This is a genomic window from Brenneria alni (assembly GCF_003666245.1).
In the GTDB taxonomy this organism is placed as follows: Bacteria; Pseudomonadota; Gammaproteobacteria; order Enterobacterales; family Enterobacteriaceae; genus Brenneria; species Brenneria alni.
The window spans coordinates 21394-47684 of the sequence record NZ_MJLZ01000011.1; the positions used below are offsets into that span (position 1 = coordinate 21394).

Below are 26291 nucleotides of genomic sequence, written 5' to 3' on the forward strand. Positions count from 1 at the left end.
TTAAATTACCCGCGAAATATGTACAGAAAATGTTAATTAAAATAGTTACAGATAGCTTGCATACAAGCGTAAAAAAAGCTGTATCGTTTCAACATTTTTATACAAAGTCGGCTAGCCGTCCAGAAAATCTAATACAACATCTTTACAACCCAGTTCGGTCAATAGGAGCCTGGACATTTCCCACTGGCGAATAGTGGCGTTGCGACGTTCGACAACGGTAGCCCTTCGTATCGCCGTATGCTTTTCGCCCGCCAGATTTAGCAGATTAAGCGCAACCTGCAAGGGGGGAAGGCTGGGGTTGAACGCTGCATTTTCAGCGTAACGTCCGGTATAGATATTCCCGTTAACCGTTTCCAGCGCAACGCCGCTTATCGCCTGGCTGTAGGGGGCGTGGCTGCGGTTGGCTGCATCCAGTGCGGCAAGGGCGAGTGAATCTTTACCCGACAGCGTATAAGCGTGGTTTATCTCATCCATTAACAGCGTGCTGATATTCAGATCGACGGGGCCAAATGCGTCGGGCAGGTAATGTCCAAGCAGAGCGGGCTGGCGGCCTGGCAACCGAATACTCAGGGACGCGGCTACGTTAAGCTCATTCATAAACTGCCGACAGTGACCGCATGGCGTATAGTTTACCGTAATGGCGCTCAACTCTGGTTCATTGCGTAACCAGGCGTGGGTGATCGCGCTTTGTTCCGCATGTATCGTTTGCTGAAATGGAACGTCGGTAAACTCCATATTGGCGCCGAAATAAAAATTGCCACTCACTCCCTGCGCAATGGCGCCCACTTGAAAATGAGAGATCGGCGCTTGCGCACAGGCAGCGGCCAGCGGTAACAACGTAAAAGCCAGCGTATGGGCATCCTGCTGGCTGGCATTGCCCAAAATTTTCACTTCATCAGCGGTCAGCATGGCCGCAAAATCCTGCCTGCTGAGAATAGGCTCAAGTGCCGACTGCAAATGGATTGGCAGTTGTTGAAATGCGTTATCAAATCGTGGATGCATAGCGGTTTTATCCAAAAAGGCCGAGCAGTACGGGAAAAATAAACGGAGCGGTCAGTGAAGTTATTATCCCGCAGATCACCAATGCCAGTGAGCTGAATGCCCCTTCCTGAAAATCAACTTCAGCACAGCGCGCCGTGCCTAATGCGTGTGATGCGGTTCCCATTGATAAGCCGCGTGCGGCTTTGGTTTTAATACCAATGCGGTCGAACAGGCTATGCCCCGCCACCGCCCCTACGATGCCAACAAAAATGACGCACACCGCGCTGATGGCGGGAATACCGCCGATAGAACTGGCAACCGCCATCGCAATCGGCGTGGTGACGGATTTAGGTAGTACGGAGGCGGCGATTTCAGGTGATGCGCCCATCCATAATGCGACCACCGTACCGGAAATAATGGCGGCAAGGCTGCCAATAAAACAGACGCTGATGATGGATTTCCACCGCGCCCGGATTTGGTGAAGCTGCTCATACAACGGAAAGGCCAGCGCGACCACGGCGGGCTGAAGCAGATTGTTCAGCACCTCGCTTCCCTTAAAGTAGTGCTCATAAGGGATGTTCAGCAGCAACAGTAAGGGAATAATAATCGCCATCGAAACCAGTAGCGGATTTAGCAAGGGTATTTTTGTCAGTACCGCCAGCTTACGGGCAGCAAAAAAGACCAACAGGGTGAGCGGCAATGACCACCACAAATAGGCAAACATTAATCTTTGTCCCGGGTTAGCTCGTTATCAGCGGCGATGGCGTGTTCACGCTGCATAAGCTGGGTGCTGAAACCGACGACGATCATCACAATGAAGGTACTGATCAGACAGGACACGACAATCGGGCCAAACTGTTGGCTGATCAGGTCGTAATAGCTCATGACGCCTACCCCTATCGGCACAAACAACAGCGCCATATGGCGGATAAACACATGGCAACCCGGTTTCACCCAGCCTGCCGGCAGGATTTGCGAAGCGAGAAGAGAGAACAGTATCAGCATACCGATGATGCTGCCCGGAATAACAAGGGGGAGTAACGCGGATATCGCATTGCCTGCCAGCAGACAAAGGTAAATCAATGCGAAAGCGCGTAAATACTGCCAGCAAAGCGTGATCGTATTACGCATGAGAAGTTCCTGATTAACTGAGGGACTTATCATAACGCTAATGGAATTAGTGTGCCACAGCTCACAGGTTTTCCGAGTCCCGTTCATCGGGATGCAGCCAGTCAGATCAGCAATGGCCTGTTTTGTGGTTAAACAAACCACGCTCTGATACTGCGCTACCGACCGCATCGGTAAGCTGTCGCAAGGGTTCTGGCTGAATGATAAACGGCGGCATAAGATAAATGAGTTTGCCAAACGGCCTGATCCAGACGCCACGATCAACGAAAAAGCGTTGCAGCCGCGCCGTGTCGACCGGGTGGCGCGTCTCCACCACGCCAATCGCGCCCAGTACCCGGACGTCCGCCACTTCAGGCGCATCGGCTAAGGGCATCAGCGCCTGACGTAGCTGTTGTTCGATGGCTGACACTTGCTGCGGCCAGCGGTTCTCCGCCAGCAGCGCCAGACTGGCGTTGGCCGCCGCACAGGCCAGCGGGTTGCCCATAAAGGTCGGCCCGTGCATAAAGCAGCCTGCCGCACCGTTGCTAATGGTTTCGGCAACCGGTCGGGTGGTGAGCGTGGCCGACAGCGTAAGATAACCGCCGGTCAGCGCTTTGCCCAGGCACATGATGTCCGGCGTGATGCCCGCGTGCTCACAGGCAAATAGCTTGCCGGTGCGGCCAAATCCGGTGGCGATCTCATCGGCAATCAGCAGGATACCGTACTGGCTGCACAGTTCGCGCACCCGTTGCAGATAGCGGGGATGGTAAAAGCGCATCCCCCCCGCGCCCTGCACGATAGGCTCCAGTACCACCGCCGCCAGTTGATCGGCGTGCTCGGTCAATTGAGCGCACAGCGGAGCGATATCGTCCTCCCGCCATTGGTCATCAAAGCGGCACTGCGGAGCGTCAGCAAACAGATGATTGGGCAAATAGCCCTGATACAGGCTATGCATCGAGTTTTGCGGATCGCACACCGACATCGCCCCGAAGGTATCGCCGTGGTAGCCGTGGCGCAGCGTCAGAAAACGCTGTCGCTGCTGGCCGCGTGCCTGCCAGTATTGCAGCGCCATTTTCAGTGCGACCTCGACGGCGACCGAGCCGGAATCCGCCAGGAAAACGCACTCCAATGCGTCAGGCGTGATATTCACCAGTCGACGACAGAGCGACACCGCCTGCGGATGCGTAATACCGCCAAACATCACATGCGACATCTGGGCAATCTGCTGTTGTAACGCCTGATTGATGGCCGGGTGGTTATAGCCGTGGATTGCCGCCCACCAGGAAGACATGCCGTCGATCAGGCGGCGTCCGTCATTAAGCTGAAGCTCGACACCCTCAGCCGACACCACGGGATAACAAGGCAGCGGCCGGGTGATTGATGTGTAAGGATGCCAGATATGGCGTTGATCAAAGGCGAGGTCTGCAGGCGTCATCATCTTACGTAAACTAAAATAGCATCGAGTTGGTTGACAGTATAAAGGGTTAATTTAAACTGGCGAAGTGTTTTTATTTTGGAGATGCCGATATGGCTGACCGCCGTTACTGGACGCTTGAGCAAGCGCAAAACCTATTTGACAGGCCTTTTCTGGAACTAATGTTTGAAGCGCAGCAGGTTCATCGCCAGCATTTTGATCCCCGCCAGGTGCAGGTCAGTACGCTGCTGTCGATCAAAACCGGCGCCTGCCCTGAAGATTGTAAATACTGCCCGCAAAGTTCCCGCTACCGCACGGGAATTGAAACCGAACGGCTGATGCAGGTGGAGCAGGTGCTGGAATCTGCCCGTCAGGCGAAAGCGGCGGGATCGACCCGTTTCTGCATGGGCGCCGCCTGGAAGAATCCGCATGAACGCGATATGCCGTATCTGGAGCAGATGGTGCAGGGCGTAAAAGCACTGGGCATGGAAACCTGTATGACGCTGGGTACGTTAAATGGCGATCAGGCGCAGCGTCTGGCCTCAGCCGGTCTGGATTTTTATAACCATAACCTGGATACCTCCCCGGAGTTTTACGGCAGCATTATTACCACCCGCAGCTATCAGGAACGGCTGGATACGCTGGATAAGGTGCGCGGCGCCGGTATCAAGGTCTGTTCGGGCGGTATTATCGGACTGGGAGAAACGGTGCGGGACCGGGCGGGCCTGCTGGTGCAACTGGCCAACCTGCCCACGCCGCCGGAAAGTGTGCCGATCAATATGCTGGTCAAGGTAAAAGGCACACCGCTGGCGGATAACGAGGATGTCGATCCGTTTGATTTTATCCGCACTATCGCCGTCGCTCGTATCATGATGCCGTCCTCCTATGTGCGGTTATCCGCCGGGCGCGAGCAGATGAGCGAACAGACGCAAGCGATGTGCTTTATGGCGGGCGCTAATTCCCTATTCTATGGCTGCAAGCTACTGACCACGCCGAACCCTAAAGAAGATAAAGATCTGGCGCTGTTCCGCAAGCTGGGGCTGAACCCGCAACAGACCGAGGTCGAATACGGCGACAACCAACAGCAGCAGCGGTTGACGCAGCAGTTAACCCATGCCGACACAGAGCAGTTTTACAATGCTGCGGTATAAGGATATGCGGTGGTGTGAACGCTTGCCGGGACATAAAGATCGGCTGCCAGCGCAATGAGTTGGCAACAACGCATTGCGCTGGCGTTGGTAAAACGCCGTCAGGATGGTGCCTATCGGACGCGCCAGGCTAATCAGGGAGGCAATAGCCGTTGGCTGGTGCAGGATGGGCAACGCTACCTCAACTTTTCCAGCAATGATTATCTGGGCTTGAGCCGCCACCCTGACATTATTCATGCCTGGCGACAGGGCGCGGAACTGTACGGGGTCGGCAGCGGCGGTTCCGGCCACGTGACAGGCTATACCGAAGCCCATGCGGCGCTGGAACAACAACTGGCCGACTGGCTGGGCTATCCGCGTGCGCTGCTGTTTATTTCCGGCTATGCAGCCAATCAGGCGGTTGTCGCCGCGCTGACGCAGGCGGGCGACCGTATTCTGGCCGACAGACTGAGCCATGCTTCTCTGCTGGAAGCCGCCGTACACTCTCCGGCGACGCTGCGGCGTTTTACTCACAATGACGCCGCCGCTTTACAACATCTGCTGGCAAAACCCACGGCGGGACAAACGCTGGCGGTTACGGAAGGGGTGTTCAGCATGGACGGCGATAGCGCGCCGTTGTCGCAACTGCATACGTTGTGTCGTGACCACGATGCATGGCTGATGGTGGATGATGCCCACGGGATCGGCGTACTGGGTGAAGAAGGGCGGGGAACATGCTGGCAGCAGGGGGTTAAACCCGAGCTGTTGATCGTTACGTTCGGCAAGGCCTTTGGCGTCAGCGGGGCAGCCGTATTGTGCGCCGGGCCGCTCGCGGAATACCTTTTACAGTTTGCCCGCCATTTGATTTACAGCACATCCATGCCCGCGGCACAGGCCTGCGCGTTAAGCGCGGCGCTAAATTGTGTTCGCCAGGGAGAGGCATTGCGTGATGCATTACAGCGCAATATTGCCCGGTTTCGTGCCGGTCTTGCCACCTCTTCTTTGCAACTGATGGATTCGAATAGCGCCATTCAGCCACTGATTATTGGCGACAATGCCCGTACGCTGACCTTAATGGCGCGCATACGAGCACAGGGCTTGTGGGTCAGCGCTATGCGGCCACCGACGGTGCCGCCCGGTAGCGCCCGTTTGCGAATTACGTTGACGGCGGCGCATCAGCCAGAAGATATCCATCGATTACTGACGGTACTGCACCATGTTGACGGAAACACACAATAAACAGGCCATCGCCCAGGCTTTTGGCCGGGCGGCTGACAGCTATGATCGTTTTGCACAGTTGCAACGGGCCAGTGGCGCACGATTACTCGAAATGATTGCGCATCACAATGGTTCACAGGTGTTGGACGCCGGTTGTGGCACCGGTCATTTCAGTCGCTGCTGGCGGCAGTTGGGTAAAACCGTTACGGCGCTGGATTTATCAGCCGCGATGCTGGCCCATGCCAGTGAGCAACAGGCGGCAGACTGCTATTTACAAGGGGATATAGAAAATCTGCCGTTAGCGGATCGCCGTGTCGATATCAGCTACAGCAATCTGGCGGTGCAGTGGTGTGATGACTTACCTCGTGCGCTGGCCGAGCTGCATCGAGTGACCCGCTCTGGCGGTGTGATCGCCTTTTCCACGCTGGCGGAAGGTTCACTATTGGAGCTGGCGCAAGCCTGGCAGCGTTTGGACGGCTCCCGCAGGGTAAACCGTTTTCTGCCCGTATCCGCCATCGAAGCCGCTTGTCAGCCTTATCGTTACCAACTCCATCAGGAGTGTGTGACCCGTTGCTTCCCTGATGTACTGGCATTGCTGAGGTCGTTGAAAGGTATTGGGGCCACCTGGTTACATCAGGGGCGTAAGCCCGGATTGCTCAGTCGTGCGCGTCTTAATGCGCTGTCATCGGTATATCCCCAGCAGCGGGGGGGGTATCCGCTTAGTTACCAACTGATTTATGGAGTGATTTACCGTGATTAAACGCTGGTTTGTGACGGGGACGGATACAGGAGTGGGTAAAACCATTGCCAGCAGCGCGTTGTTGCAGGCCGCCAATCAGGCTGGCTATCGTACCGCAGGTTATAAGCCGGTGGCTTCCGGTTGTGAAATCACGCCCGAAGGCGTGCGCAATAGTGATGCCATGCTGCTTCAGGCTAACAGTCTTGTCCGGCTTGATTATCACAGCGTCAATCCGCTGGCGTTTATTGAACCAACATCGCCGCATATCGTCAGCGCGGCAGAACAGCGGCCTATTCAGCTGGCCGTGCTTTCCGCCGGGCTAAAGGCGCTGGAAACCGAGGCTGACTGGCTACTGGTTGAGGGAGCCGGGGGCTGGTTTACCCCGCTATCGGCGCGGGAAACCTTTGCCGATTGGGTGGTGCAAGAGCAGTTACCGGTTATTCTGGTGGTGGGCATCAAGCTGGGATGTATTAACCACGCATTACTGACGGCCAACGCTGTCCAGCAGGCCGGGTTGGCGCTTGTTGGCTGGATCGCCAACGACATTGTGTTACCGGGAAAGCGGCATCAGGAATACCTGCTCAGTTTGCAGCAGCGTTTGTCCGCCCCGATGCTGGGCCGAATCCCGCATTTGGCGGCGCCACGGTCGCACAATGTAGGGCAGTATATTGATCTGACGCGGTTGGATTAACGCAAAATCCTCCAATAATGAAAAGTTATATTTATCACTGTTAGTGATAATTAGTGTGATATTTGTTACTTATTAATAAAAAACACCCTGACTTCACGCTTTACCCCTGCCAGCCCTTATTGAGCGTCTGGGTTTACGCTCTTATTTTTAGCACTTTTCAATCTAATACTTATGAGATAAATCGCAGAAAGCAGGTAAAGAAAATCTCTATCAGCAAGAATGTTTGATGAAGGTTGTATTTCAGCAACTCAGGGCGGGTGCGGGGTTGTGGGAGTTATCCACTATTTCTGTGGATAACCGTGTGCATTAGGGATAGAAAAGCCATGCCAGACGAGAGCTGACGCGGGTTTCCGCCGAGTTGACGTTATTCTCTGCTTTTTTGTTAATCTCTTTAAAATCATTCTGTTATTTAAAATCAAGTATCCTGATTACGGTTAGTGCGTGGTTGCATAAATTAACGACACGGGTCGTCGCGCTAGGTTACATAAGTCATAAATCTGGGGATAAAAAATTGTGACTTTTACTGGTGGATTGGCCGCTGATGTGCTAGCAAATCCACACGATTGATTAATCATCCTGGCAGGCAATAATTTTCTTGATGCTGTTTTTATATCCAGTATCATGATGATGGCAAAGTCCGGGATTGATTCCATACTAGCTTAAGTGTTAATCATTGCTGTGCAGTTCCATTCGCTTGCTATCCGGTAGCCCATTCAAGAGTAACGTATCCGACTATGAGTAAAGTATTCAAACTGAATTCCGAATTTAAACCGGCGGGCGATCAGCCGGAAGCCATTCGTCGTTTAAAAGAAGGATTAGAAGATGGGCTGGCGCACCAGACGCTGCTGGGTGTAACAGGATCGGGCAAAACCTTTACTATCGCCAACGTGATCGCTGACCTGAATCGTCCCACTATGGTGCTGGCGCCCAATAAAACGCTCGCCGCCCAGCTATACGGGGAGATGAAGGAATTTTTCCCGGATAATGCGGTGGAATATTTTGTCTCATACTATGATTACTACCAGCCGGAAGCCTATGTGCCGAGTTCTGATACCTTTATCGAAAAGGATGCATCGGTAAACGAACATATCGAACAGATGCGGCTCTCTGCGACAAAAGCGATGCTGGAACGGCGTGATGTGGTGGTGGTGGCCTCGGTCTCCGCGATTTATGGTCTGGGCGATCCCGATCTGTATCTGAAAATGATGCTGCATTTGACGCAAGGAATGATTATCGATCAGCGTGCGATTTTGCGGCGGCTGGCGGAGTTGCAATATGCCCGCAACGATCAGGCGTTTCAGCGCGGGACTTTCCGCGTTCGTGGCGAAGTGATTGATATTTTCCCCGCCGAGTCGGACGACGTGGCCTTGCGCGTCGAGCTGTTTGATGAAGAAGTTGAACGGCTGTCGTTATTTGACCCGCTGACCGGGCAAGTTTTGCAGACCGTGCCCCGTTATACCATTTATCCTAAAACGCACTACGTGACGCCTCGTGAACGTATTTTGCAGGCGATGGAAGATATCAAGGTCGAACTGGCCGATCGCCGTAAAATCTTATTGGCGAACGATAAGCGGGTGGAAGAGCAGCGGCTTAGTCAGCGAACCCAGTTTGATCTGGAAATGATGAACGAACTTGGTTATTGCTCAGGCATCGAAAATTACTCCCGCTTTCTGTCCGGGCGCGGCCCCGGTGAACCCCCGCCGACCCTGTTTGATTATCTGCCCGCCGATGGGCTGCTGGTGGTCGATGAATCTCACGTCACCATTCCGCAGATTGGCGGTATGTACCGCGGCGACCGGGCGCGTAAAGAAACGCTGGTGGAGTATGGTTTTCGCTTGCCGTCGGCGCTGGACAACAGGCCGATGAAGTTTGAGGAGTTTGAAGCGCAGGCGCCGCAGACTATCTACGTTTCCGCTACGCCGGGCAAGTATGAGCTGGAAAAATCGGGCAATGAGGTGATCGATCAGGTGGTTCGCCCTACCGGTTTGCTGGACCCGGTGCTGGAAGTCAGGCCGGTTGCCACGCAGGTGGATGATCTGTTGTCTGAAATCCGTCTGCGTGCCGCAGTGAATGAACGGGTGCTGGTCACCACGCTGACCAAGCGTATGGCGGAAGATTTAACCGAATATCTGGAAGAGCACGGCGAGCGGGTTCGCTACCTGCACTCGGATATTGATACGGTGGAGCGTGTTGAAATTATTCGTGACCTGCGGCTGGGCGAGTTCGATGTACTGGTGGGTATCAACCTGCTGCGCGAAGGTCTGGATATGCCGGAAGTGTCGCTGGTGGCGATTCTGGATGCGGACAAAGAAGGTTTCCTGCGTTCAGAGCGCTCCCTGATTCAGACCATCGGACGGGCGGCGCGTAACCTGAATGGTAAAGCGATTTTGTACGGCGACAGAATTACGCCCTCGATGGAGCGGGCGATTAATGAAACGGAGCGCCGCCGCGAGAAACAGCAGGCGTATAATCTCGCGCATGGCATTGTACCGCAGGGCCTGAACAAGAAAATTTCCGATATTCTGCAATTGGGGCAGCCGAGTGGCAGAGGCAAAGGTTATGGCAAAAAAGCCGCAGAGCCGGCCGCCAGCTATCAGTTACTCACGCCGAAAGCCCTGGAGCAGAAAATCCGTGAGCTGGAAAGCAAAATGCTGACGCACGCGCAGAATCTGGAATTTGAAGAAGCGGCCAGCCTGCGCGATCAGGTTCATGCCCTGCGGACGCAGTTTATTGCCGTATCCTGATGGACGCCAACGCGGATAATCCCTTTTCAATGGCGGCATAGAGTAATTTTCTATCGTGACGATAGGCGATATCGGCAGCTTCCAACGGTTGCTGAATCAAGATGCTACTGGCAGGCGCGGTGGCCGGGCCGGGAGGCATGATAACGATATCAATATGCCGCCTGCCGAGATGTTTTTCCATCATCTCCAGTTTCTGTTGCAGTGTCATGCCGGCAGCGCTTGGGCTAAGTTCGCGGCCAAGATTGTCAATATAGATAAGGGGCGCGGCGGTATCGCGCAGGGCACGGCTGAGATCGTCGAGCAGCAACGGCGGCATCAGGCTGGTCAGAAAACTGCCGGGGCCAATCAGAATCAGGTCCGCATCGGCAATGGCTTCCAGCGCTTCACCGGGGGCGGTGACGGGGGGAAACAGCATCAGATCCTGCGGCAAAGTGGACAACTGATCGATGTTGACCTCGCCATATACCGGATTACCCTGTTCATCAATGGCCATCAAATCGACCGGCTGTTCGGACATCGGGATCAAAAAAGCATCGACTTTCAGCAGATCACGCAGCAGGTTAATGGCTTCTAATGGCCGAACGCTCAAATGATCAAGCGCTTTCAGCATCAGGTTACCCAGATTATGTCCTGCCAGTTCGCCGTTGCCGTTAAAGCGGTATTCGAACATGGCGGAGGCGACGCTCGGCGTGGTAATCAACTGATTCAGGCAGTTACGGGTATCTCCCCAGGCAATACCGCCTTCAGCATGACGTATTCTGCCTGTCGATCCGCCGTTATCCGTGGTGGTGACAATCCCGGTCAGGCGGGAACCCAGGGATGAAAGTGAAGACATCACCCGACCCAGGCCGTGTCCACCCCCAAGAGCGACAACCCGATCAAGATCGGCTAACGTGCGATTGTGCATAGTAACCCTTATTACTGTTATTGCTGAACCGAGATAATCATTGCCGCCGGTAAGGTAGCCGATTTCGCTATAAAAGGCGAAAAATCATGATGCTGATGTGACTTAAGACCATTTTCGTCTGCGGTTTTCCAGTATGCTGCATGAACAAGATAAAAATCGTTATATATCATAGTATATATCGAATATTTAAATGACGATTTGCCGTGTTTAGCGGTAGACTCGGAGAAGAAATCACGGTTCTGTGTCTGCATTGTCTGGCTCTCTTTGTCAAATAATAGACTGGAATCAAACTCCTAGCCCTGGCGCCTACGTGATGCGTTTGTTGAGCATGATAGGGCGCCCTGGCCGTGGCCTGAATGGTCACCAGGGTGCGAGGTAGAAATGCCTGCATCTCCCGTTTTTGGAAAGGTGTTTATGGTGAGTCAACTGACCGATGCGTTTGCGCGTAAGTTTTACTATTTGCGCCTGTCTATAACCGATGTCTGCAACTTTCGTTGCACCTATTGCCTGCCGGAGGGCTATAAACCTGATGGCGTCAATCCGCACCGTTTTCTGTCCCTCGACGAGATCCGTCGCGTCAGCCGCGCATTCGCCGAATTAGGGACTGAGAAAGTCCGTCTCACCGGCGGGGAACCCTCTCTGCGCCGCGATTTTGCCGAGATTATCGCCGCGATCCGTGAAAACCCGGCGATCCGCACGTTGGCCGTCACCACCAATGGCTATCGGCTGGCGCGTGATGTCGCACGGTGGCGCGAAGCTGGCCTGAGTGCGCTGAATGTCAGCGTGGACAGTCTGGACGCCCGCCAGTTCCATGCCATTACCGGGCAGGATAAGTTCCGTCAGGTGATGGAGGGCATTGACGCGGCTTTCGCCTGCGGTTTCAGCAAAGTGAAGGTGAATACCGTGCTGATGCGGGATGTCAATGACACCTGCCTGCTGACTTTTCTTGAGTGGATCCGGCTGCGCCCGATTCAACTGCGCTTTATTGAACTGATGGAAACCGGTGAGGGGAGTCGGCTTTTTCGCCAGCGCCATATTTCCGGTGAAGTTATCCGCCAGCGATTACAGCAGCAGGGGTGGAGCGAGCAGGAGCGTGGCCGCAGCGACGGCCCGGCCAGGGTATTCCGCCACCCCGATTATCAAGGTGAAGTCGGGCTGATTATGCCCTATGAGAAGGATTTCTGCCTGAGCTGTAACCGCCTGCGTGTTTCCGCCATTGGCAATCTGCATCTCTGTCTGTTTGGTGAGCAGGGGATCCCGCTACGTGATTTGATGGTTGACGACAGTCAGCTCGATGCGCTGAAAATGCGTATTTCCGGTGGCTTATCGACCAAAAAACAAACTCACTTTCTGCATCAGGGTAATAGCGGCATCACGCAGAATCTGTCGTTTATTGGCGGGTAATGTCAGCAGTCCAACTTATCCGTAAGGAGTCTGGTATGAGTAAGGTCAGTAGTGAATTTATTCCTCTCGGTATTGCGGTGCTCACTGTATCCGAACGTCGTACTGAAGCCGATGATACGTCTGGTGACTATCTGCGTGAAGCCGCCCAGTCAGCCGGGCACCATATCGTTGCCGGCGGTATTGTTAAAGAAAATCGCTATCAGATCAGGGCGCAGGTATCAGCCTGGATCGCCAGTGACGATGTTCAGGCCATTCTAATCAACGGAGGAACAGGGTTTACCGCCGGTGATGTGGTGCCGGAGGCGGTCAGCGTGTTGTTCGATCGTGAAATTGAAGGCTTTGGCGAGCTGTTCCGCATGGTGTCATATGAGGATATCGGCACCGCCACGATACAGTCACGGGCGATTGCCGGCCTGGCCAATCAGACGGTTATTTTTGCCATGCCGGGTTCGACCCGCGCCTGCCATACCGCCTGGGAGCGCATCATTCAGGAACAGTTGGATGCGCGGCAAAAGCCCTGTAATTTTCATCCCCATCTGAAAAAGTAACGCTATCTATGTCACAACTAACCCATATTAATGCCGCCGGTGAGGCGTCGATGGTAGATGTTTCCGCCAAAGCCGACACGGTGCGTGAAGCACGGGCGGAGGCCTTTGTTGAAATGGCCCCGCAGACTCTGGCGATGATAATCGATGGCAGCCACCATAAAGGCGACGTGTTCGCCACGGCGCGTATCGCAGGCATTCAAGCGGCGAAACGCACCTGGGAACTGATCCCGCTCTGCCATCCGCTACTGCTAAGTAAAGTGGCGGTTGAGCTTGAGGCGCAGCCTGAACATAACCGGGTACGTATTGAGTCACTGTGTCGTCTCACCGGTAAGACCGGGGTTGAGATGGAAGCGCTGACGGCGGCATCGGTGGCGGCACTGACGATTTACGATATGTGCAAGGCGGTACAAAAAGATATGGTGATTGGCCCGGTGCGTCTGCTGGCGAAAAGCGGCGGCAAGTCAGGTGATTTCAAGGTGGGAGCATCATGATTAACGTGCTGTTTTTCGCGCAGGTGCGTGAGCTGACCGACACCCATCACCTGACCTTGTCCGCCGACTATGCCACGGTGGATGATCTGCGCCGGGCATTATGTGGACGGGGAAGCCGCTGGGCGCTGGCGCTGGAATCCGGCAAACTGCTGGCGGCGGTTAACCAGTCGCTGGTGGAGATGCAACATCCGTTGCAGGATGGCGATGAGGTGGCCTTTTTCCCGCCGGTCACCGGGGGATGATGATGACAGCGACCCGTATTCGCGTAACTGAGGAAAATTTCAATGTCGGCGACGAGTATCAGTGGCTGTCGCAGTGCTATGAAGATGGCGCCGTGGTGACCTTTACCGGCAAGGTTCGCAATCATAATCTGGCCGAGCATGTCGGCGCCTTGACGCTGGAACATTACCCCGGTATGACGGAAAAAGCGTTGGCGGAAATTATCGGGCTGGCGCGTGAACGCTGGTCGCTTCCACGCGTCAGCGTTATTCACCGGGTCGGCATCCTCTATCCGGGGGATGAAATTGTGTTTGTCGGCGTCAGCGCCGCCCATCGTAATACCGCGTTTGATGCCGCTCAATTCATTATGGACTATCTGAAAACCCGGGCGCCGTTCTGGAAGCGTGAAGCCACGCCGGACGGCGATCGCTGGGTTGAATCACGGGATAGCGACAAGCAGGCCGCCCGGCGCTGGTAGCGGCCATTGTGCTTGCCTCGGCTGAACGGAGGTTTATGTGTTAGGATAAAAGAAGGTGAGGCACGGTGCCTCTTACGTATAAATTTTTTAACGCAAAGGTAGCATCATGGACAGATATCCACGCTCGGGTGATTCGATTGTTGAACGTGCGCAAACAGGCCTTCAGGCCTATATGGCGCAGGTATACGGCTGGATGACCTGCGGGTTATTGCTGACGGCGTTTGTGTCGTGGTATGCGGCGAATACGCCTGCGGTACTCAATTTTGTTTTCTCCAGTAAGATTACCTTTTGGGGCTTGATCATTGCCCAACTGGGGCTGGTATTCGTGATTTCCGGTATGGTGCAGCGTTTGAGCGGCGGGGTGGCCACCGGCCTGTTTATGCTCTACTCGGCGCTGACCGGGCTGACGATTTCCAGCATCTTTATCGTGTATTCCGGTGAGTCAATCGCCAGTACGTTTGTGATTACCGCCGGGATGTTTGGCGCCATGAGTCTGTATGGCTATACCACCAAGCGTGATTTAACCGGTCTTGGCAGCATGTTGTTTATGGCGCTGATCGGTATTGTGTTAGCCTCGCTGGTTAACCTGTGGCTGAAAAGCGAAGCGCTGATGTGGGCGGTGACCTATATCGGTGTGGTGGTGTTTGTCGGTCTGACGGCGTATGACACGCAGAAACTGAAACGTATGGGCGAGCAGTTGTCCGTTGACGACAAAGATAACTTCCGTAAATACTCGATTGTCGGTGCGCTAACGCTGTATCTGGATTTCATCAACCTGTTCCTGATGCTGCTGCGGATTTTCGGCAACCGCCGCTAAACGTACCACGTTCTGCTAAATCAGCCCGAGGCGCAGCCACCGCCGTTTCGGGCTTTTTTGTTGCTGCCGGACAACCTTTTCTTGCCTCTCACGCAATATTGCGTCGGAAAATAGCGTAAGCCGCCGTACCGGTTGTCGCGGTGATAATCAGCAGCGGCCACAGACTGCCCCAGATAATAGAGAAGTCGGCATCTTTGAGGTAGATCTGTTTGGTGATGTCGGTGAAGTGGCGGATGGGGTTAATCCAGGTCAGGTTCTGCAACCATAGCGGCATGTTTTCCACCGGCGAGATATAGCCAGACAGCAGGATGGCCGGCATCATAAACACAAACACGCCGATAAATGCCTGCTGTTGTGTGGCGCAGAGCGATGAAATTAACAGCCCAAACCCCACCAGCGACAGGCCATAAACCAGAATGGCGGCATAAAACAGCAGCAGGGAACCGGCGAAAGGGATCTGATAGGCCAGTATCCCCGCCAGCAGGACGACCGTGGCCTGAAAGGCGGCGACGATCAAAGCCGGAACCGCCTTGCCAACGAAAATCTGCCATGTCGATAACGGCGAGACCAGCAGTTGCTCCAGCGTACCCTGTTCACGCTCGCGGGCGACCGACAGCGCCGTAACGATCAGCACGCCGATGGTAGTGATCAAGGCAATCAACGACGGTACGACAAACCATTTGTAGTCCAGATTCGGGTTGTACCAGTGGCGGATAACCAACTCGCTGTTGTTCATCCTGGGCTGATTGCCCAGTAATTCCATCTGATAATCCCGAACGATCTTCTGTACGTAATTAGCGGCGATCTGAGCACTGTTGGAGCGGCGTCCATCTAATATCACCTGTAACGACGTGCTGTTGCCGCTGACAATCTCGCGGGAGAACTGAGGCGGGAAACGGATGATCAATAACGCCCGTTGATCGTCCAGCGTCGGGGGGATTTCCTGAGAACTATGCAGTAATAATACGTTGGAAAAGGCTTTCGCTTTGGCAAAACGCTGAGTCAGCTCAACGGAGGCGTGGCCATTATCCTCGCTGTAAATGGCGATGGTGGCGTTGGTGACATCCAGCGTGGCGGCAAAGGGAAACAGACAAACCTGTAGGATGACCGGAAAAATCAAAATAGCGCGCGTTTGCGGTTCACGCAGCAGTGACTGTAATTCTTTGATAATCAATGTCCATAGGCGATGCAACATCATAGCTCCCTAATCCAGTCTGCGTCGTGTTTTCCAGGCCGTCAGACCAATGAAGAAAATGGCTGACGCAATCAGAAACAGCAGGTTAAGCAGTAATACGCTGCCAATGTTGCCAGCCAGAAACAGCGTTTGCAGCGTGCTGACAAAATAACGGGCCGGGATAAGGTAAGACACGGCGCGCACCAGCGCAGGCATACTGTCGATCTCGAAAACAAAGCCGGACAACATCACTGCGGGGAGAAACGCCGCGTTCAAGGCCACCATCGCCGCATTAAATTGATTTCTTGTCAGGGTGGAGATCAGCAATCCCATGCCCAGCGTACTGATCAGAAACAGACTGCCGATGCCAAACAGCAGCAGCAACGATCCCCGGTACGGCACATGCATAATGAAAGTGGCGACCAGAATACATAGCGCCATCACCATCATGCCGAGAAAATAGTAGGGGATCAGCTTCGACAGCAGGAGTTCACTGCGGGTAACCTGGGTGGATAACAGGGCTTCCATCGTGCCGCGTTCCCATTCGCGGGCGATGACCAGCGAGGTCAGAATAGCGCCGATTACCGTCATAATAATGGTGATGGCGCCGGGAATAATAAAATGTTGACTGATCGCGGCCTGGTTAAACCAGTAGCGTAATTGCACCTCGATCAGTTGCCTGAATTCCTGCCCCTGATCGCCTGCGCGCTGCTGCTGCCAGATAAGCCAGATACCTTCCGCATAACCCTGAACGAAATTGGCGGTATTGGGTTCGCTGCCGTCGGTAATCACCTGAACGGGCGCCACGGCCACCGGATGCGCCATCTGTTCGGCAAAATCGTTCGGAATGACGATCAGCCCGCGGATAGTGCCAGCCTGCATCATCTGAATCAGTTGTTGTCGGTTGTCGCTGATAACCGGAACAATGAACGGTGAGGCGGCGAACGTGTTTGCCAGATCACGGGCATCCTCACTTTGCTGCTCCATCAGGATACCGACATGAAGGCGGCTGGAGTCGAGATTGATACCGTAGCCGAAGATAAACAGCAGCAGCAGCGGGATCACAAAGGCGATCAGCCCGCTGCTGGGGTCGCGCACAATCTGCCGGGTTTCTTTCAGACACAGGGCTTGCAGACGACGCCAGGAAAAATAGATGTTGCTGTTCTGGCTAGCCATTGTCCGTCTCCTGGTCATGGTTTTGTTGATCACGATTTTGCTGATCATAGTCCTGTATCAGTGCGATAAAGGCTTGTTCCATCGTTGGTGATGGCGTTTTTTCATCAGCGGCCTGCTGTTTTAAATCATCCGGCGTACCGCTGGCGATTAGCTTACCGTGGTAAACCAGCCCGATACGGTCACAATATTCAGCCTCGTCCATGAAGTGTGTGGTGACCATCACGGTCACGCCTTTGTTAACCATCCCGTTGATATGTATCCAGAACTCCCGGCGGGTGAGAGGATCGACGCCGGATGTCGGCTCATCCAGGAACAGGATATCCGGCTCATGCATCAGGGCGCAGGCCAGCGCCAGACGCTGTTTAAATCCCAGCGGCAGCGCATCGGGCGTCTGGCGATAAATGGGCTGGAAGTTAAATGCCTGCGTCATTTCAGCCATTTTATCGCGCTGTGCTTTCCCCTTCAGGCCGTATACGCCGGAAAAGAAACGCAGATTCTGTTCAACCGTCAGGTTGCCATACAAAGAAAACTTCTGGGCCATGTAGCCTAAATGCTGACGTGCTTTACCTGAACTGGTTTTCAGATCCATATCCAGTACCAGCGCTTTGCCTTCCGTCGGCGCCAGAAGACCGCACATCATTTTGAAGGTGGTCGATTTCCCTGCGCCGTTAGGCCCCAGCAGACCAAAAATTTCGCCACGCTGTACCTTGAAACTGACACGATCGGTAGCGGCAAAGTCACCGAATTTTTTCGTCAGTTGCTGTGCTTCGATCACGGTTTCTTCACCGTTAACCTCAATCAGCGGCATGATTTTCGCCAGCGAGGATTCACTGGCCGGGCCGCCGCCCAGCAAATCAATAAAGGCATCCTCAAAACGGGGATCGGTGTCTTGCAGGTTCTCTGTCGGTAGCTCCAGTGCCGACAGCAACGCGGCCCGATCGGCATCCGGTTCCAGAATCAGCCGCACATATTGTCCCTGAATGACGCCATCGCTGACCTGTGGCTGGCGCAGGGCGCGTTGTAGTAACTTTCGGTGACTGCCGGAGCGCGTACCGATCAGCACGCAACGGCCCGCCATTTTCTCCGTCAGTTGGCGGGGTTCACCGCGATAAAGTTGTTCCCCTTCATTGAGCAGCAGGACGTCCCGGCATTGCTCGGCTTCATCCAGATACGATGTGCTCCACACAATCATCATGCCTTCATCGGCCAGCTCATGCACCATCTGCCAGAGTTCACGGCGGGAAATAGGATCGACCCCCACTCCAGGCTCATCCAGCAGCAGTACCTTGGGTTGACCCAGCAAGGTGCAGGCCAGCCCCAGCTTTTGTTTCATTCCGCCGGACAGCTTGCCGGCAAGCCGCCCGGTAAAGCGTGTCAGGTCAGTAAAAGAGAGCAGCCGTTCAAACGTTTCCTGACGTACTTTACCGGTAATGCCGCGTAAGTCGGCGTACAGCGTCAGGTTCTCCATTACGGTGAGGTCTTCATACAGCCCGAACTTTTGCGGCATATAACCCAAAATGGCGCGAAGCTGGCGATCTTCCTTAATGGGATCAAGTCCAACGACCTTCATCGTACCGTGGCTTGGCGTTAACAGCCCCGCCAGCATCCGCAGCAGGGTGGTTTTGCCCGCCCCGTCGGGGCCGACTAATCCGGTGACGGCGCCGCTGCGGATCTGTGCGGTGAGGCGGGCGAGAGCAGGTTTATCTTGTCCGGGAAAGGATTTTTCCAACGCCTCCAGTTCGATCAGCGCGGATTGATCATTCATGGCGCGATTTGCCCTGGGTTGACGGCGCGAAGCGCAGCGTCACCGGCATCCCCTGGCGTAGCTGTTGGTCTGCATCGTTAACAATGATGCGCAGGCGATAAACCAGATCGGTACGTAAATCTTCCGTTTCGACGTTCTTGGGGGTGAATTCAGCGCTGGGCGAGACAAAACCGATCTGACCATGATAGGGCTTATCCGGGCGGCTGTCGGTATAGATAAGGATTTTACTGCCAGGCACGGCTTGCCCTAAATCTGTTTCATTAACGTAAGCGCGCACCCAAACGGGACGGGTAAGCGACAGGGTAAAGACGGTGCTGCCGCTACTGAGCATACTACCCACCTCGGCGGCTCTGGTCAGCACTATGCCCGCCGACGGCGAAACCAGTTCGGTATCCTGCGCATCCAGTTCCGCCTGCGCCAGTGCGGCGTCGGCCTGAGCCAGCGCCGCCTCGGCAGCGGCGATTTCCTGTGGCCGATTACCGCTTTCGTACTGACGCAGTTTGTCTTTTGCCGCCTGCAAGGTGGCCTGTGCCTGATCGCGTGCGGCTTTGGCATCTTCCAGCGCATCGGCTGAAATAGAACGTTTTACCCATAGCCCTTGCTGACGCTGGTAGAAGCTATTGGCGTAATCATAAGCGGCCTGGCTCTGTTCCCGTTGCGAGCGTACCTGGGCTATCTCTTCGCGGCGATAGCCTTCCCGCAATAATCCTAACTGTGCCTGAGCGCTGGCAACGTTGGCCTGCGCCTGATGCAAGGCGTTTTGGTATGGGGCATTGTCCAGCGTGGCCAGCCGTTGGCCGGGACGAATACTGTCACCCTCGTCCACATCCAGCGCGGTCAGTCGCCCACCGACGCGAAAGGCCAGATTAACCGTGCGGATATCGACATTGCCGTACAGCGTCAGCGGTTTATCTTGCAACGATCGGTAATGGACGACGCCATACGCCGCCGTGGCAATCAGAACAATAATAACGATAGCAATAGCCAGTTTTTTCTTATTCATTACGCATTATTCCTTCATTCGCCGGGCATGATTGTCCATTCCGGTGCATCTGGCGATCGACCGGGTAACTAACTTTAGTATTTTTATCGACATTGATCGCAAAAATAATTTCTTTGTCGTCATATCGGCCTGGATAATAAATGGGGTGGCGCGCAGATAAAAATCCCTTAACCTCCAAAATCTCTGCTACAATCGCCGACAGTTACGCACCGTAGTTGTGCCCGTTCATCGTGGTTGTTGCTTACGTCGTTATTGTTGAGTTGATGGTGGCCCGGCAAACCCGTCTTATTGTCCCTCTGAAAACTACACCGGTTGTTACCCGGTCAGGGCGGATCTGGAGTTGTTCTCTATTATGTCATTTGATTCTCTCGGCCTGAGTGCCGATATCCTGCGTGCTGTTGAAGAACAGGGCTATCGTGAACCGACGCCCATACAGCGCCAGGCGATCCCTGTTGTGCTGGCTGGCCGTGATTTGATGGCCAGTGCGCAAACCGGCACCGGTAAAACCGCTGGCTTTACTTTACCTTTATTGCAACTGTTGAGCAGCAGCGCGCCACAGGTAAAAGGCCGCCGTCCGGTTCGGGCGTTGATCCTCACTCCGACCCGCGAACTGGCGGCACAGATTGATGAAAACGTGCAGGCTTACAGCAAATATCTGCGTTTACGTTCGCTGGTGGTATTTGGCGGCGTCAGCATCAACCCGCAGATGATGAAATTGCGCGGCGGGGTGGATATTCTGGTCGCCACGCCGGGGCGTTTGCTCGATCTGGAACATCAGAATGCCGTCGATCTGTCCCAGATTGAAATTCTGGTGCTGGATGAAGCGGACCGTATGCTGGACATGGGCTTTATTCACGATATCCGCCGTGTACTGGCCAAGCTGCCGGTTAAACGTCAAAACCTGTTGTTCTCTGCCACCTTCTCCGATGAAATCAAAACGCTGGCCGGCAAGCTGCTGACCAACCCTGCTTCGGTTGAGGTGGTGCGGCGCAATACGCCGTCGGAGCTGGTCACCCAGCATGTACATTTTGTGGATAAGCGCCGCAAGCGTGAATTGTTGTCTCAGTTGATTGGTGAAAATAACTGGCAGCAGGTGCTGGTGTTTACCCGCACCAAACACGGCGCCAACCATTTGGCTGAGTTACTGGAAAAAGACGGCATTACGGCTGCCGCTATCCACGGTAACAAAAGTCAGGGCGCACGTACCCGGGCGCTGACGAATTTCAAGGACGGCGGCATTCGCGTGCTGGTGGCGACCGATATTGCCGCCCGCGGCCTGGATATCGATCAACTGCCGCACGTGGTGAACTACGAGTTACCCAATGTGCCGGAAGATTACGTGCACCGCATTGGCCGTACTGGCCGGGCAGAGTCGACAGGGGAGGCTTTGTCGCTGGTCTGCGTGGACGAGCACAAGCTGTTGCGCGATATCGAACGTTTGCTTAACCGCGAGATCCCGCGCATTGCCGTGCCGGGTTATGAACCGGATCCGTCGATCAAGGCCGAGCCGATTATCAATGGTCGTCAGGGCGGACGCGGTGCGCCGCGTGGTCAGTCTGGCGCGCCGCGCGGCCAGTCCGAACGTGGTCAGGGTGAGCATAAACGCGCCGATGGCGCCCGTCAGCCGCGCAGATCTGACGCTAGCGGTTCAAAGCCGTGGGGCAGCAGTGAAGGACAACGCCGTGCGCCGCGTCCGCAAACCCGCAGTAAACCCGCCGCCAAATAAGCCATATCGCTGTCAGGGAGCCTTTCGGCTCCCTTTGTTTCTGATTATTTCGCCGGTGCGGCAGAGGCTCACGCGCTGAAAAGAGTCTTCCGCGGCTTCTCTGATGGTGAGAATCTCCCGCTCGTTATTTGACGCATCTTTATCATGGGTCAACACTTAACGCGACCATCAATTATGTTAACTCGCGTCAGGAGTGATAACCATGAGTGGAAAGTTCGAGATTTACCAAGGTAAGGACAGCCAGTTTTATTTTCGTCTTAAAGCAGGAAATGGAGAACCCATTCTTGCCAGTGAAGGCTACACCACCAAGGCCAACTGTAAAAATGGCATCGAGTCGGTGAAAAAGAATGCTCCCGATGACAGCCGCTATGAACGCTTAACGGCAAAGGATGGTTCGCCGTATTTTACGCTCACGTCCACCAATCATCAGGTCATTGGCCGCAGCGAGACCTATAGTTCAGCCGATGCCCGCGACAAGGGCATTGCCTCCGTCAAGAAAAACGCGCCGGATGCGATTATTGACGATCTCACCGACTGAACCGCCAGTAGATGCCGGGGCATAATATTATCCGCCCCGGCGTATCAGTAATCACAAAGCCATCCCGCATTAACAAAGGATGCGAATTTAGCGCCTCACCGGTTTTTTGCTATCGCAACCTGCGGGCAACGCGGCTTTACAGCGTGTTTTCCTGTTGCGCTCCCGTGATGATGAACAGTACCATGACGTGCTTTTTGTAACCGAGTAGCGTGATGCGTGTTCTGCTAGCCCCAATGGAAGGTGTTCTCGACTCGTTGGTACGGGAATTGCTGACCGAAGTTAACGACTATGACCTGTGTATCACCGAGTTTTTACGGGTGGTGGATCAGCGCCTGCCGGTCAAATCCTTCTATCGCCTATGCCCGGAATTACACCATGCCAGCCGCACACCGTCTGGCACGCGGGTGCGCGTCCAGCTACTGGGGCAATATCCGCAATGGCTGGCCGAAAATGCTGTCCGGGCGATTGAGTTGGGATCGCACGGGGTCGATCTGAACTGTGGTTGTCCGTCTAAACTGGTCAATGGCAGCGGCGGCGGCGCAACACTTCTGAAAGACCCTGAACTGATTTATCAGGGCGTCAAAGCCATGCGTGAAGCGGTGCCCGTCCCCCTTCCTGTGACGGTGAAAGTCCGTCTGGGCTGGGATTCCGGCGCTCGACAGTTTGAAATTGCTGATGCGGTGCAGCAGGCCGGGGCGACGGAATTGGCGGTACATGGCCGGACGAAAGAGGATGGCTATAAAGCCGAATGTATCAACTGGCGGGCAATTGGCGAAATTCGTCAGCGGCTGACCATCCCGGTGATCGCCAACGGTGAAATCTGGGACTGGCAAAGCGCGCAGGCGTGCATGGCAACCACCGGCTGTGACGCCATCATGATAGGCCGGGGGGCGCTTAACGTGCCGAACCTAAGCCGGGTGATAAAATATAACGAACCGCGTATGCCGTGGGGGAAGGTAGTAACACTACTGCAAAAATACGTCCGATTGGAAAAGCAGGGCGATACCGGTTTGTATCATGTTGCCCGTATCAAACAGTGGCTGGGTTATCTGCGGAAAGAGTACACCGAGGCCACTGAACTATTCGGCGAAATCCGGGCGCTGAAAACCTCATCCTCAATAGCCCGCGTGATAAACAACAGATAAACCCTGACTTTTAGCGTGGCGCGGAATACCGTTTATCTCTGTGCGCTCGGGGGGGCTTATTTGGTGCATATCTTTGCACCACTCCCTTCTGCAACGTAGAACACTAGCAGTTTTTCTCTCCTCGACTACTATTAACCGGTCAGTAACCTTTGAACAGGATCTGGCCGTTTTTTCCATTAGGGTAGGAAGAGGTCGAAGTGCGCGAAGTCTCTGCTGAAGGTGCATTTTTTGGAGCGCCCGGCTTAATGCGCTGATATTTTTGGACAAAGCGCGTTGATATGTTGAACCCGGCAATCCCATCGTGCTTACTACAGACAGCCCTGTAAGGAGAAAGAACATGGTTGAGCATTTCACTGGGAAATATGAAGTTGAACTAAAATTTCGTATCCAGGATATCGCCGTTTTTCGCGATACCCTCTTTAGCCATCATCCTGAGGCCTTTGTCTTCGAAAATAAAGAGCATGACATCTATTACGACGATGCTCAAAAGCGCCTGCAACAACAAAATATCAGCATGTTATTACGCTGCATGGCGCCATCAGGGATTAAATTTTGGATCGTCAAAGGCCCTGGGGTTGATCGCTGTGAAGCCGTGAATGTCGAATCGTTTGAAAAGGCGAGCAGTATGTTACAGACGCTGGGATATAACGCGATTTATGAGATTTATAAGACGCGCAGCGTCTATTTCCTGAATATTTTTCATATTACGCTGGATTATATCGAATCGCTCGGCCACTTTGTCCAAATATCAGTTATGACGGATGATGAAGCGCAATTGAATACTCTGAGAGGTCAGTGTATCGAATGCGCGTTTCACCTCGGGTTATCAATGGAAAATATTGAAACACATTCGTATCGGCAATTACTGGGATTTTAATCGGGAATAGCTGGAAATTATTATACCCGTCATACTTCAAGCTGCAGGTGTGTTGGCTGCGTTACTCGGCCCATTCATAGGCCTCGCCCGTAAAGGGCCAACGCTCTGCGTTGTTCAAAGCGACAACGTTTTGTCCTGCAACTCGAATTATTTAGGGTATAGATATGTCCGCCATGTCTTTCTTGTGTTATTTGTTTGTTAAATTAAACGGTGATTTTCAAATATTTTATGACGGTTAATTTACCGGCTTATCCTCCGATCATCTTGAAGGATGTATAATAGAAAAATAGACATCCTTCCTTTTCTTCCCCTGATAAATCTTCGCTGAATATATAATTGAGAAAATTTATAAATATATGATCGAGTTAAAATTTTTGAATACAAATTGGTGTAGGATTTACATCAGTACTGCTTTGTGCATGGTTGCGAAATGATTAATTTTCTGCATGTATCAAATCGGTGTCGGATTAAATTGATTCAGGTAATAGAAATAGGTTTTTGGAGTTTCATATTCGAAATAACAAAATATAGGTTCATACATCATGAAGAAACAAGTCCTATTATTGAGTGCGCTGGCATTAGCCTTTTCCTCGGCTGTTCACAGTGAAACGACGGATTTAGTCATTATTGGCGCGGGTGGGGCCGGGATGTCGGCGGCCATTGAAGCGCATAATCAAGGTGCAAAAGTCATATTGCTGGAGAAAATGCCCTTTGCTGGCGGAAATACCGCCCGGGCAGAAGCTGGATTAAATGCTGCTGGCACGGAACTGCAAAAAGCCAGAGGCATCACGGATAGTCCTGAAATGTTCTATGAGGACACCATGAAAGGGGGGCGGAACATCAATAATCCAGAAGTGGTTAAAACGCTCACGGAACATGCAAAAGACTCGGTTATTTTTCTGAAGGAGAATGGCGCTGATCTGGCAGATCTGACCCGTACCGGCGGTTCCCGTGTTGACCGCACCCACCGTCCTGCCGGTGGTGAACCGGCGGGAAGTTTTATTGCCGTGGCGCTGATCAAAAAAGTTAAAGCGCTGGACATCGATCTTCGTACCAGCACCTCGGCAACGGATATTGTCAAAAATGACAAAGGTAAGGTAATCGGAGTCAAGGCGAAAGGGAAAGATGGTAAAGAATTCACCATCGATGCCAAAAAAGTAATGATCACGTCAGGTGGCTTTGGGGCCAACTTTGACATGATTAAACAATACGATCCTAAACTGGTGGATTTTAAAACCACCAATGCGCCGGGTACGCAGGGCGACGGCATTAAAATGGCAACCAGGCTGAATGCCAAACTGGTGGATATGGAATATATCCAGATTCACCCTTCTACCGTGCCAGGTAAAGGCATCCTGATCACCGAAGCGGTACGTGGCGATGGCGCGATTATGGTGAATGAGGGCGGCAAACGTTTTGTTAATGAACTGCTCACCCGTGATGTGGTTTCCCAAAACATTCTCAAGCAACCTGGCGCACATGCCTATCTGATATTTAATGACGAACTGGTTAAGCAAAACCAGGCGACTCAATCTTACTTCAAGCAAAAGCTGGTTGCTGAAGGGAATACGGTGGAGGAGTTAGCCAAAGCCATTAATGTTGATGGTAAGCAACTGGCGCAGACCGTCAGCACTTACAGCCGCTACGCTAAAGCCAAAAAAGATGATGAGTTCGGTCGTGAAAGCATGAAACTGGCCCTTGATAGCGGCAAATATTATGCCATTGAAGTCACACCGGGCATCCACCATACGATGGGCGGGATTGCGATTAACAACAAAGCACAGGTGCTGGATGTGAATGGCAACGTGATCCCCAACCTGTTTGCCGCTGGCGAAGCTGCCGGTGGGGTGCATGGCGCTAACCGTCTGGGCGGTAACTCGCTGGCGGATATCGTAACCTATGGTCGTATCGGCGCCGATCAAGCAGTGAAAGAGATCAAAGAAGGGAAATAATCAGGGGACTTGATCCCAAAATTCAGCCTGACACATTGTCCAGGATGGCC

General features: G+C 53.6%; 25 protein-coding genes and 1 riboswitch. Of the genes, 16 read left to right on the top strand and 9 right to left on the bottom strand.

All coding sequences use genetic code 11. The features are described from left to right. Positions 1-111: 111 nt before the first annotated feature. From cdd to bioA, 4 genes are all read right to left on the bottom strand, one after another. Positions 112-1002 carry a cytidine deaminase gene (gene cdd, locus BIY29_RS06930; protein ID WP_121574420.1) on the bottom strand — a complete coding sequence of 297 codons (891 nt, stop codon included), beginning with the start codon at positions 1000-1002 and terminating at the stop codon, positions 112-114. A gap of 7 nt (positions 1003-1009) precedes the next feature. Beyond that, the gene (locus tag BIY29_RS06935) at positions 1010-1705 is read right to left on the bottom strand and encodes a CidB/LrgB family autolysis modulator (protein WP_121574421.1); all 696 of its coding nucleotides are present in this window, start codon (positions 1703-1705) and stop codon (positions 1010-1012) included. Continuing rightward, the gene (locus BIY29_RS06940; RefSeq protein WP_121574422.1) at positions 1705-2112 is read right to left on the bottom strand and encodes a CidA/LrgA family protein; all 408 of its coding nucleotides are present in this window, start codon (positions 2110-2112) and stop codon (positions 1705-1707) included. Before BIY29_RS06940 ends, BIY29_RS06935 begins: the two co-directional genes overlap by 1 nt. 106 nt (positions 2113-2218) lie before the next feature. Then, the gene (gene bioA, locus BIY29_RS06945; protein ID WP_121574423.1) at positions 2219-3523 is read right to left on the bottom strand and encodes an adenosylmethionine--8-amino-7-oxononanoate transaminase; all 1305 of its coding nucleotides are present in this window, start codon (positions 3521-3523) and stop codon (positions 2219-2221) included. A gap of 92 nt (positions 3524-3615) precedes the next feature. On the opposite strand from bioA, the gene bioB reads away from it, so the two are divergent. From bioB to uvrB, 5 genes are all read left to right on the top strand, one after another. Then, positions 3616-4653, top strand: coding sequence for a biotin synthase BioB (bioB, locus tag BIY29_RS06950; RefSeq protein WP_121574424.1), 1038 nt, complete (start codon positions 3616-3618; stop codon positions 4651-4653). A gap of 54 nt (positions 4654-4707) precedes the next feature. Further along, positions 4708-5868, top strand: a complete 1161-nt coding sequence (bioF, locus tag BIY29_RS06955) for an 8-amino-7-oxononanoate synthase (RefSeq protein WP_121574425.1) — start codon at positions 4708-4710, stop codon at positions 5866-5868. Next, on the top strand, positions 5846-6607 hold the full coding sequence (gene bioC, locus BIY29_RS06960; RefSeq protein ID WP_121574426.1) for a malonyl-ACP O-methyltransferase BioC: 762 nt from the start codon (positions 5846-5848) through the stop codon (positions 6605-6607). Before bioF ends, bioC begins: the two co-directional genes overlap by 23 nt. Further along, the gene (gene bioD / locus BIY29_RS06965) at positions 6600-7277 is read left to right on the top strand and encodes a dethiobiotin synthase (protein WP_121574427.1); all 678 of its coding nucleotides are present in this window, start codon (positions 6600-6602) and stop codon (positions 7275-7277) included. Before bioC ends, bioD begins: the two co-directional genes overlap by 8 nt. Before the next feature lie 734 nt (positions 7278-8011). Next, the gene (gene uvrB, locus BIY29_RS06970; RefSeq protein ID WP_121574428.1) at positions 8012-10021 is read left to right on the top strand and encodes an excinuclease ABC subunit UvrB; all 2010 of its coding nucleotides are present in this window, start codon (positions 8012-8014) and stop codon (positions 10019-10021) included. Here uvrB and yvcK read toward each other — a convergent pair. Continuing rightward, complete coding sequence (gene yvcK / locus BIY29_RS06975; protein ID WP_121574429.1) at positions 10005-10928, bottom strand: uridine diphosphate-N-acetylglucosamine-binding protein YvcK; 924 nt, start codon at positions 10926-10928, stop codon at positions 10005-10007. The genes uvrB and yvcK overlap by 17 nt on opposite strands. A 278-nt stretch (positions 10929-11206) precedes the next feature. Further along, positions 11207-11355: riboswitch (molybdenum cofactor riboswitch) on the top strand. Between yvcK and moaA the strand changes: the two genes are divergently transcribed. From moaA to BIY29_RS07005, 6 genes are all read left to right on the top strand, one after another. Next, complete coding sequence (moaA, locus tag BIY29_RS06980) at positions 11343-12332, top strand: GTP 3',8-cyclase MoaA (protein ID WP_121574430.1); 990 nt, start codon at positions 11343-11345, stop codon at positions 12330-12332. (Overlaps the previous riboswitch by 13 nt.) 35 nt (positions 12333-12367) lie before the next feature. Next, a complete protein-coding gene (moaB, locus tag BIY29_RS06985; protein WP_121574431.1) occupies positions 12368-12880 on the top strand; it encodes a molybdenum cofactor biosynthesis protein B in 513 nt (170 codons plus the stop codon). Positions 12881-12888: 8 nt separating this feature from the next. Further along, positions 12889-13371, top strand: coding sequence for a cyclic pyranopterin monophosphate synthase MoaC (gene moaC / locus BIY29_RS06990; protein ID WP_121574432.1), 483 nt, complete (start codon positions 12889-12891; stop codon positions 13369-13371). Next, positions 13368-13613, top strand: a complete 246-nt coding sequence (gene moaD, locus BIY29_RS06995) for a molybdopterin synthase sulfur carrier subunit (RefSeq protein ID WP_121574433.1) — start codon at positions 13368-13370, stop codon at positions 13611-13613. The genes moaC and moaD overlap by 4 nt, the downstream gene beginning before the upstream one ends. Positions 13614-13615: 2 nt before the next feature. Beyond that, positions 13616-14068, top strand: a complete 453-nt coding sequence (gene moaE / locus BIY29_RS07000; protein WP_121574434.1) for a molybdopterin synthase catalytic subunit MoaE — start codon at positions 13616-13618, stop codon at positions 14066-14068. 106 nt (positions 14069-14174) lie between these two features. Further along, a complete protein-coding gene (locus tag BIY29_RS07005) occupies positions 14175-14885 on the top strand; it encodes a Bax inhibitor-1/YccA family protein (protein WP_121574435.1) in 711 nt (236 codons plus the stop codon). An 88-nt stretch (positions 14886-14973) separates the two neighbouring features. Here BIY29_RS07005 and BIY29_RS07010 read toward each other — a convergent pair whose 3' ends face one another. The 4 genes from BIY29_RS07010 to hlyD are packed head-to-tail and all read right to left on the bottom strand — an operon-like array spanning position 14974 to position 20003. Next, positions 14974-16080: an ABC transporter permease gene (locus BIY29_RS07010; protein ID WP_121574476.1), complete on the bottom strand. Its 1107-nt coding sequence runs from the start codon at positions 16078-16080 to the stop codon at positions 14974-14976. A gap of 9 nt (positions 16081-16089) precedes the next feature. Then, positions 16090-17235 (bottom strand): ABC transporter permease, encoded by a 1146-nt coding sequence (locus BIY29_RS07015; protein WP_240630008.1) that lies wholly within the window; start codon positions 17233-17235, stop codon positions 16090-16092. Then, positions 17228-19000, bottom strand: a complete 1773-nt coding sequence (locus BIY29_RS07020) for an ATP-binding cassette domain-containing protein (RefSeq protein WP_121574436.1) — start codon at positions 18998-19000, stop codon at positions 17228-17230. The genes BIY29_RS07015 and BIY29_RS07020 overlap by 8 nt, the downstream gene beginning before the upstream one ends. After that, positions 18993-20003: a secretion protein HlyD gene (gene hlyD / locus BIY29_RS07025; RefSeq protein WP_121574437.1), complete on the bottom strand. Its 1011-nt coding sequence runs from the start codon at positions 20001-20003 to the stop codon at positions 18993-18995. The genes BIY29_RS07020 and hlyD overlap by 8 nt, the downstream gene beginning before the upstream one ends. A gap of 352 nt (positions 20004-20355) precedes the next feature. On the opposite strand from hlyD, the gene rhlE reads away from it, so the two are divergent. The 5 genes from rhlE (at position 20356) to BIY29_RS07050 (ending at position 26241) form a co-directional block, all read left to right on the top strand. Further along, positions 20356-21729, top strand: coding sequence for an ATP-dependent RNA helicase RhlE (rhlE, locus tag BIY29_RS07030; RefSeq protein WP_121574438.1), 1374 nt, complete (start codon positions 20356-20358; stop codon positions 21727-21729). Positions 21730-21931: 202 nt separating this feature from the next. After that, a complete protein-coding gene (locus BIY29_RS07035) occupies positions 21932-22267 on the top strand; it encodes a YegP family protein (protein WP_121574439.1) in 336 nt (111 codons plus the stop codon). Positions 22268-22479: 212 nt separating this feature from the next. Continuing rightward, positions 22480-23412, top strand: a complete 933-nt coding sequence (gene dusC, locus BIY29_RS07040) for a tRNA dihydrouridine(16) synthase DusC (protein ID WP_121574440.1) — start codon at positions 22480-22482, stop codon at positions 23410-23412. A 337-nt stretch (positions 23413-23749) separates the two neighbouring features. Next, the gene (gene cyaB / locus BIY29_RS07045) at positions 23750-24289 is read left to right on the top strand and encodes a class IV adenylate cyclase (RefSeq protein ID WP_121574441.1); all 540 of its coding nucleotides are present in this window, start codon (positions 23750-23752) and stop codon (positions 24287-24289) included. Positions 24290-24831: 542 nt separating this feature from the next. Beyond that, positions 24832-26241: a flavocytochrome c gene (locus BIY29_RS07050; protein ID WP_121574442.1), complete on the top strand. Its 1410-nt coding sequence runs from the start codon at positions 24832-24834 to the stop codon at positions 26239-26241. Positions 26242-26291 lie beyond the last annotated feature (50 nt).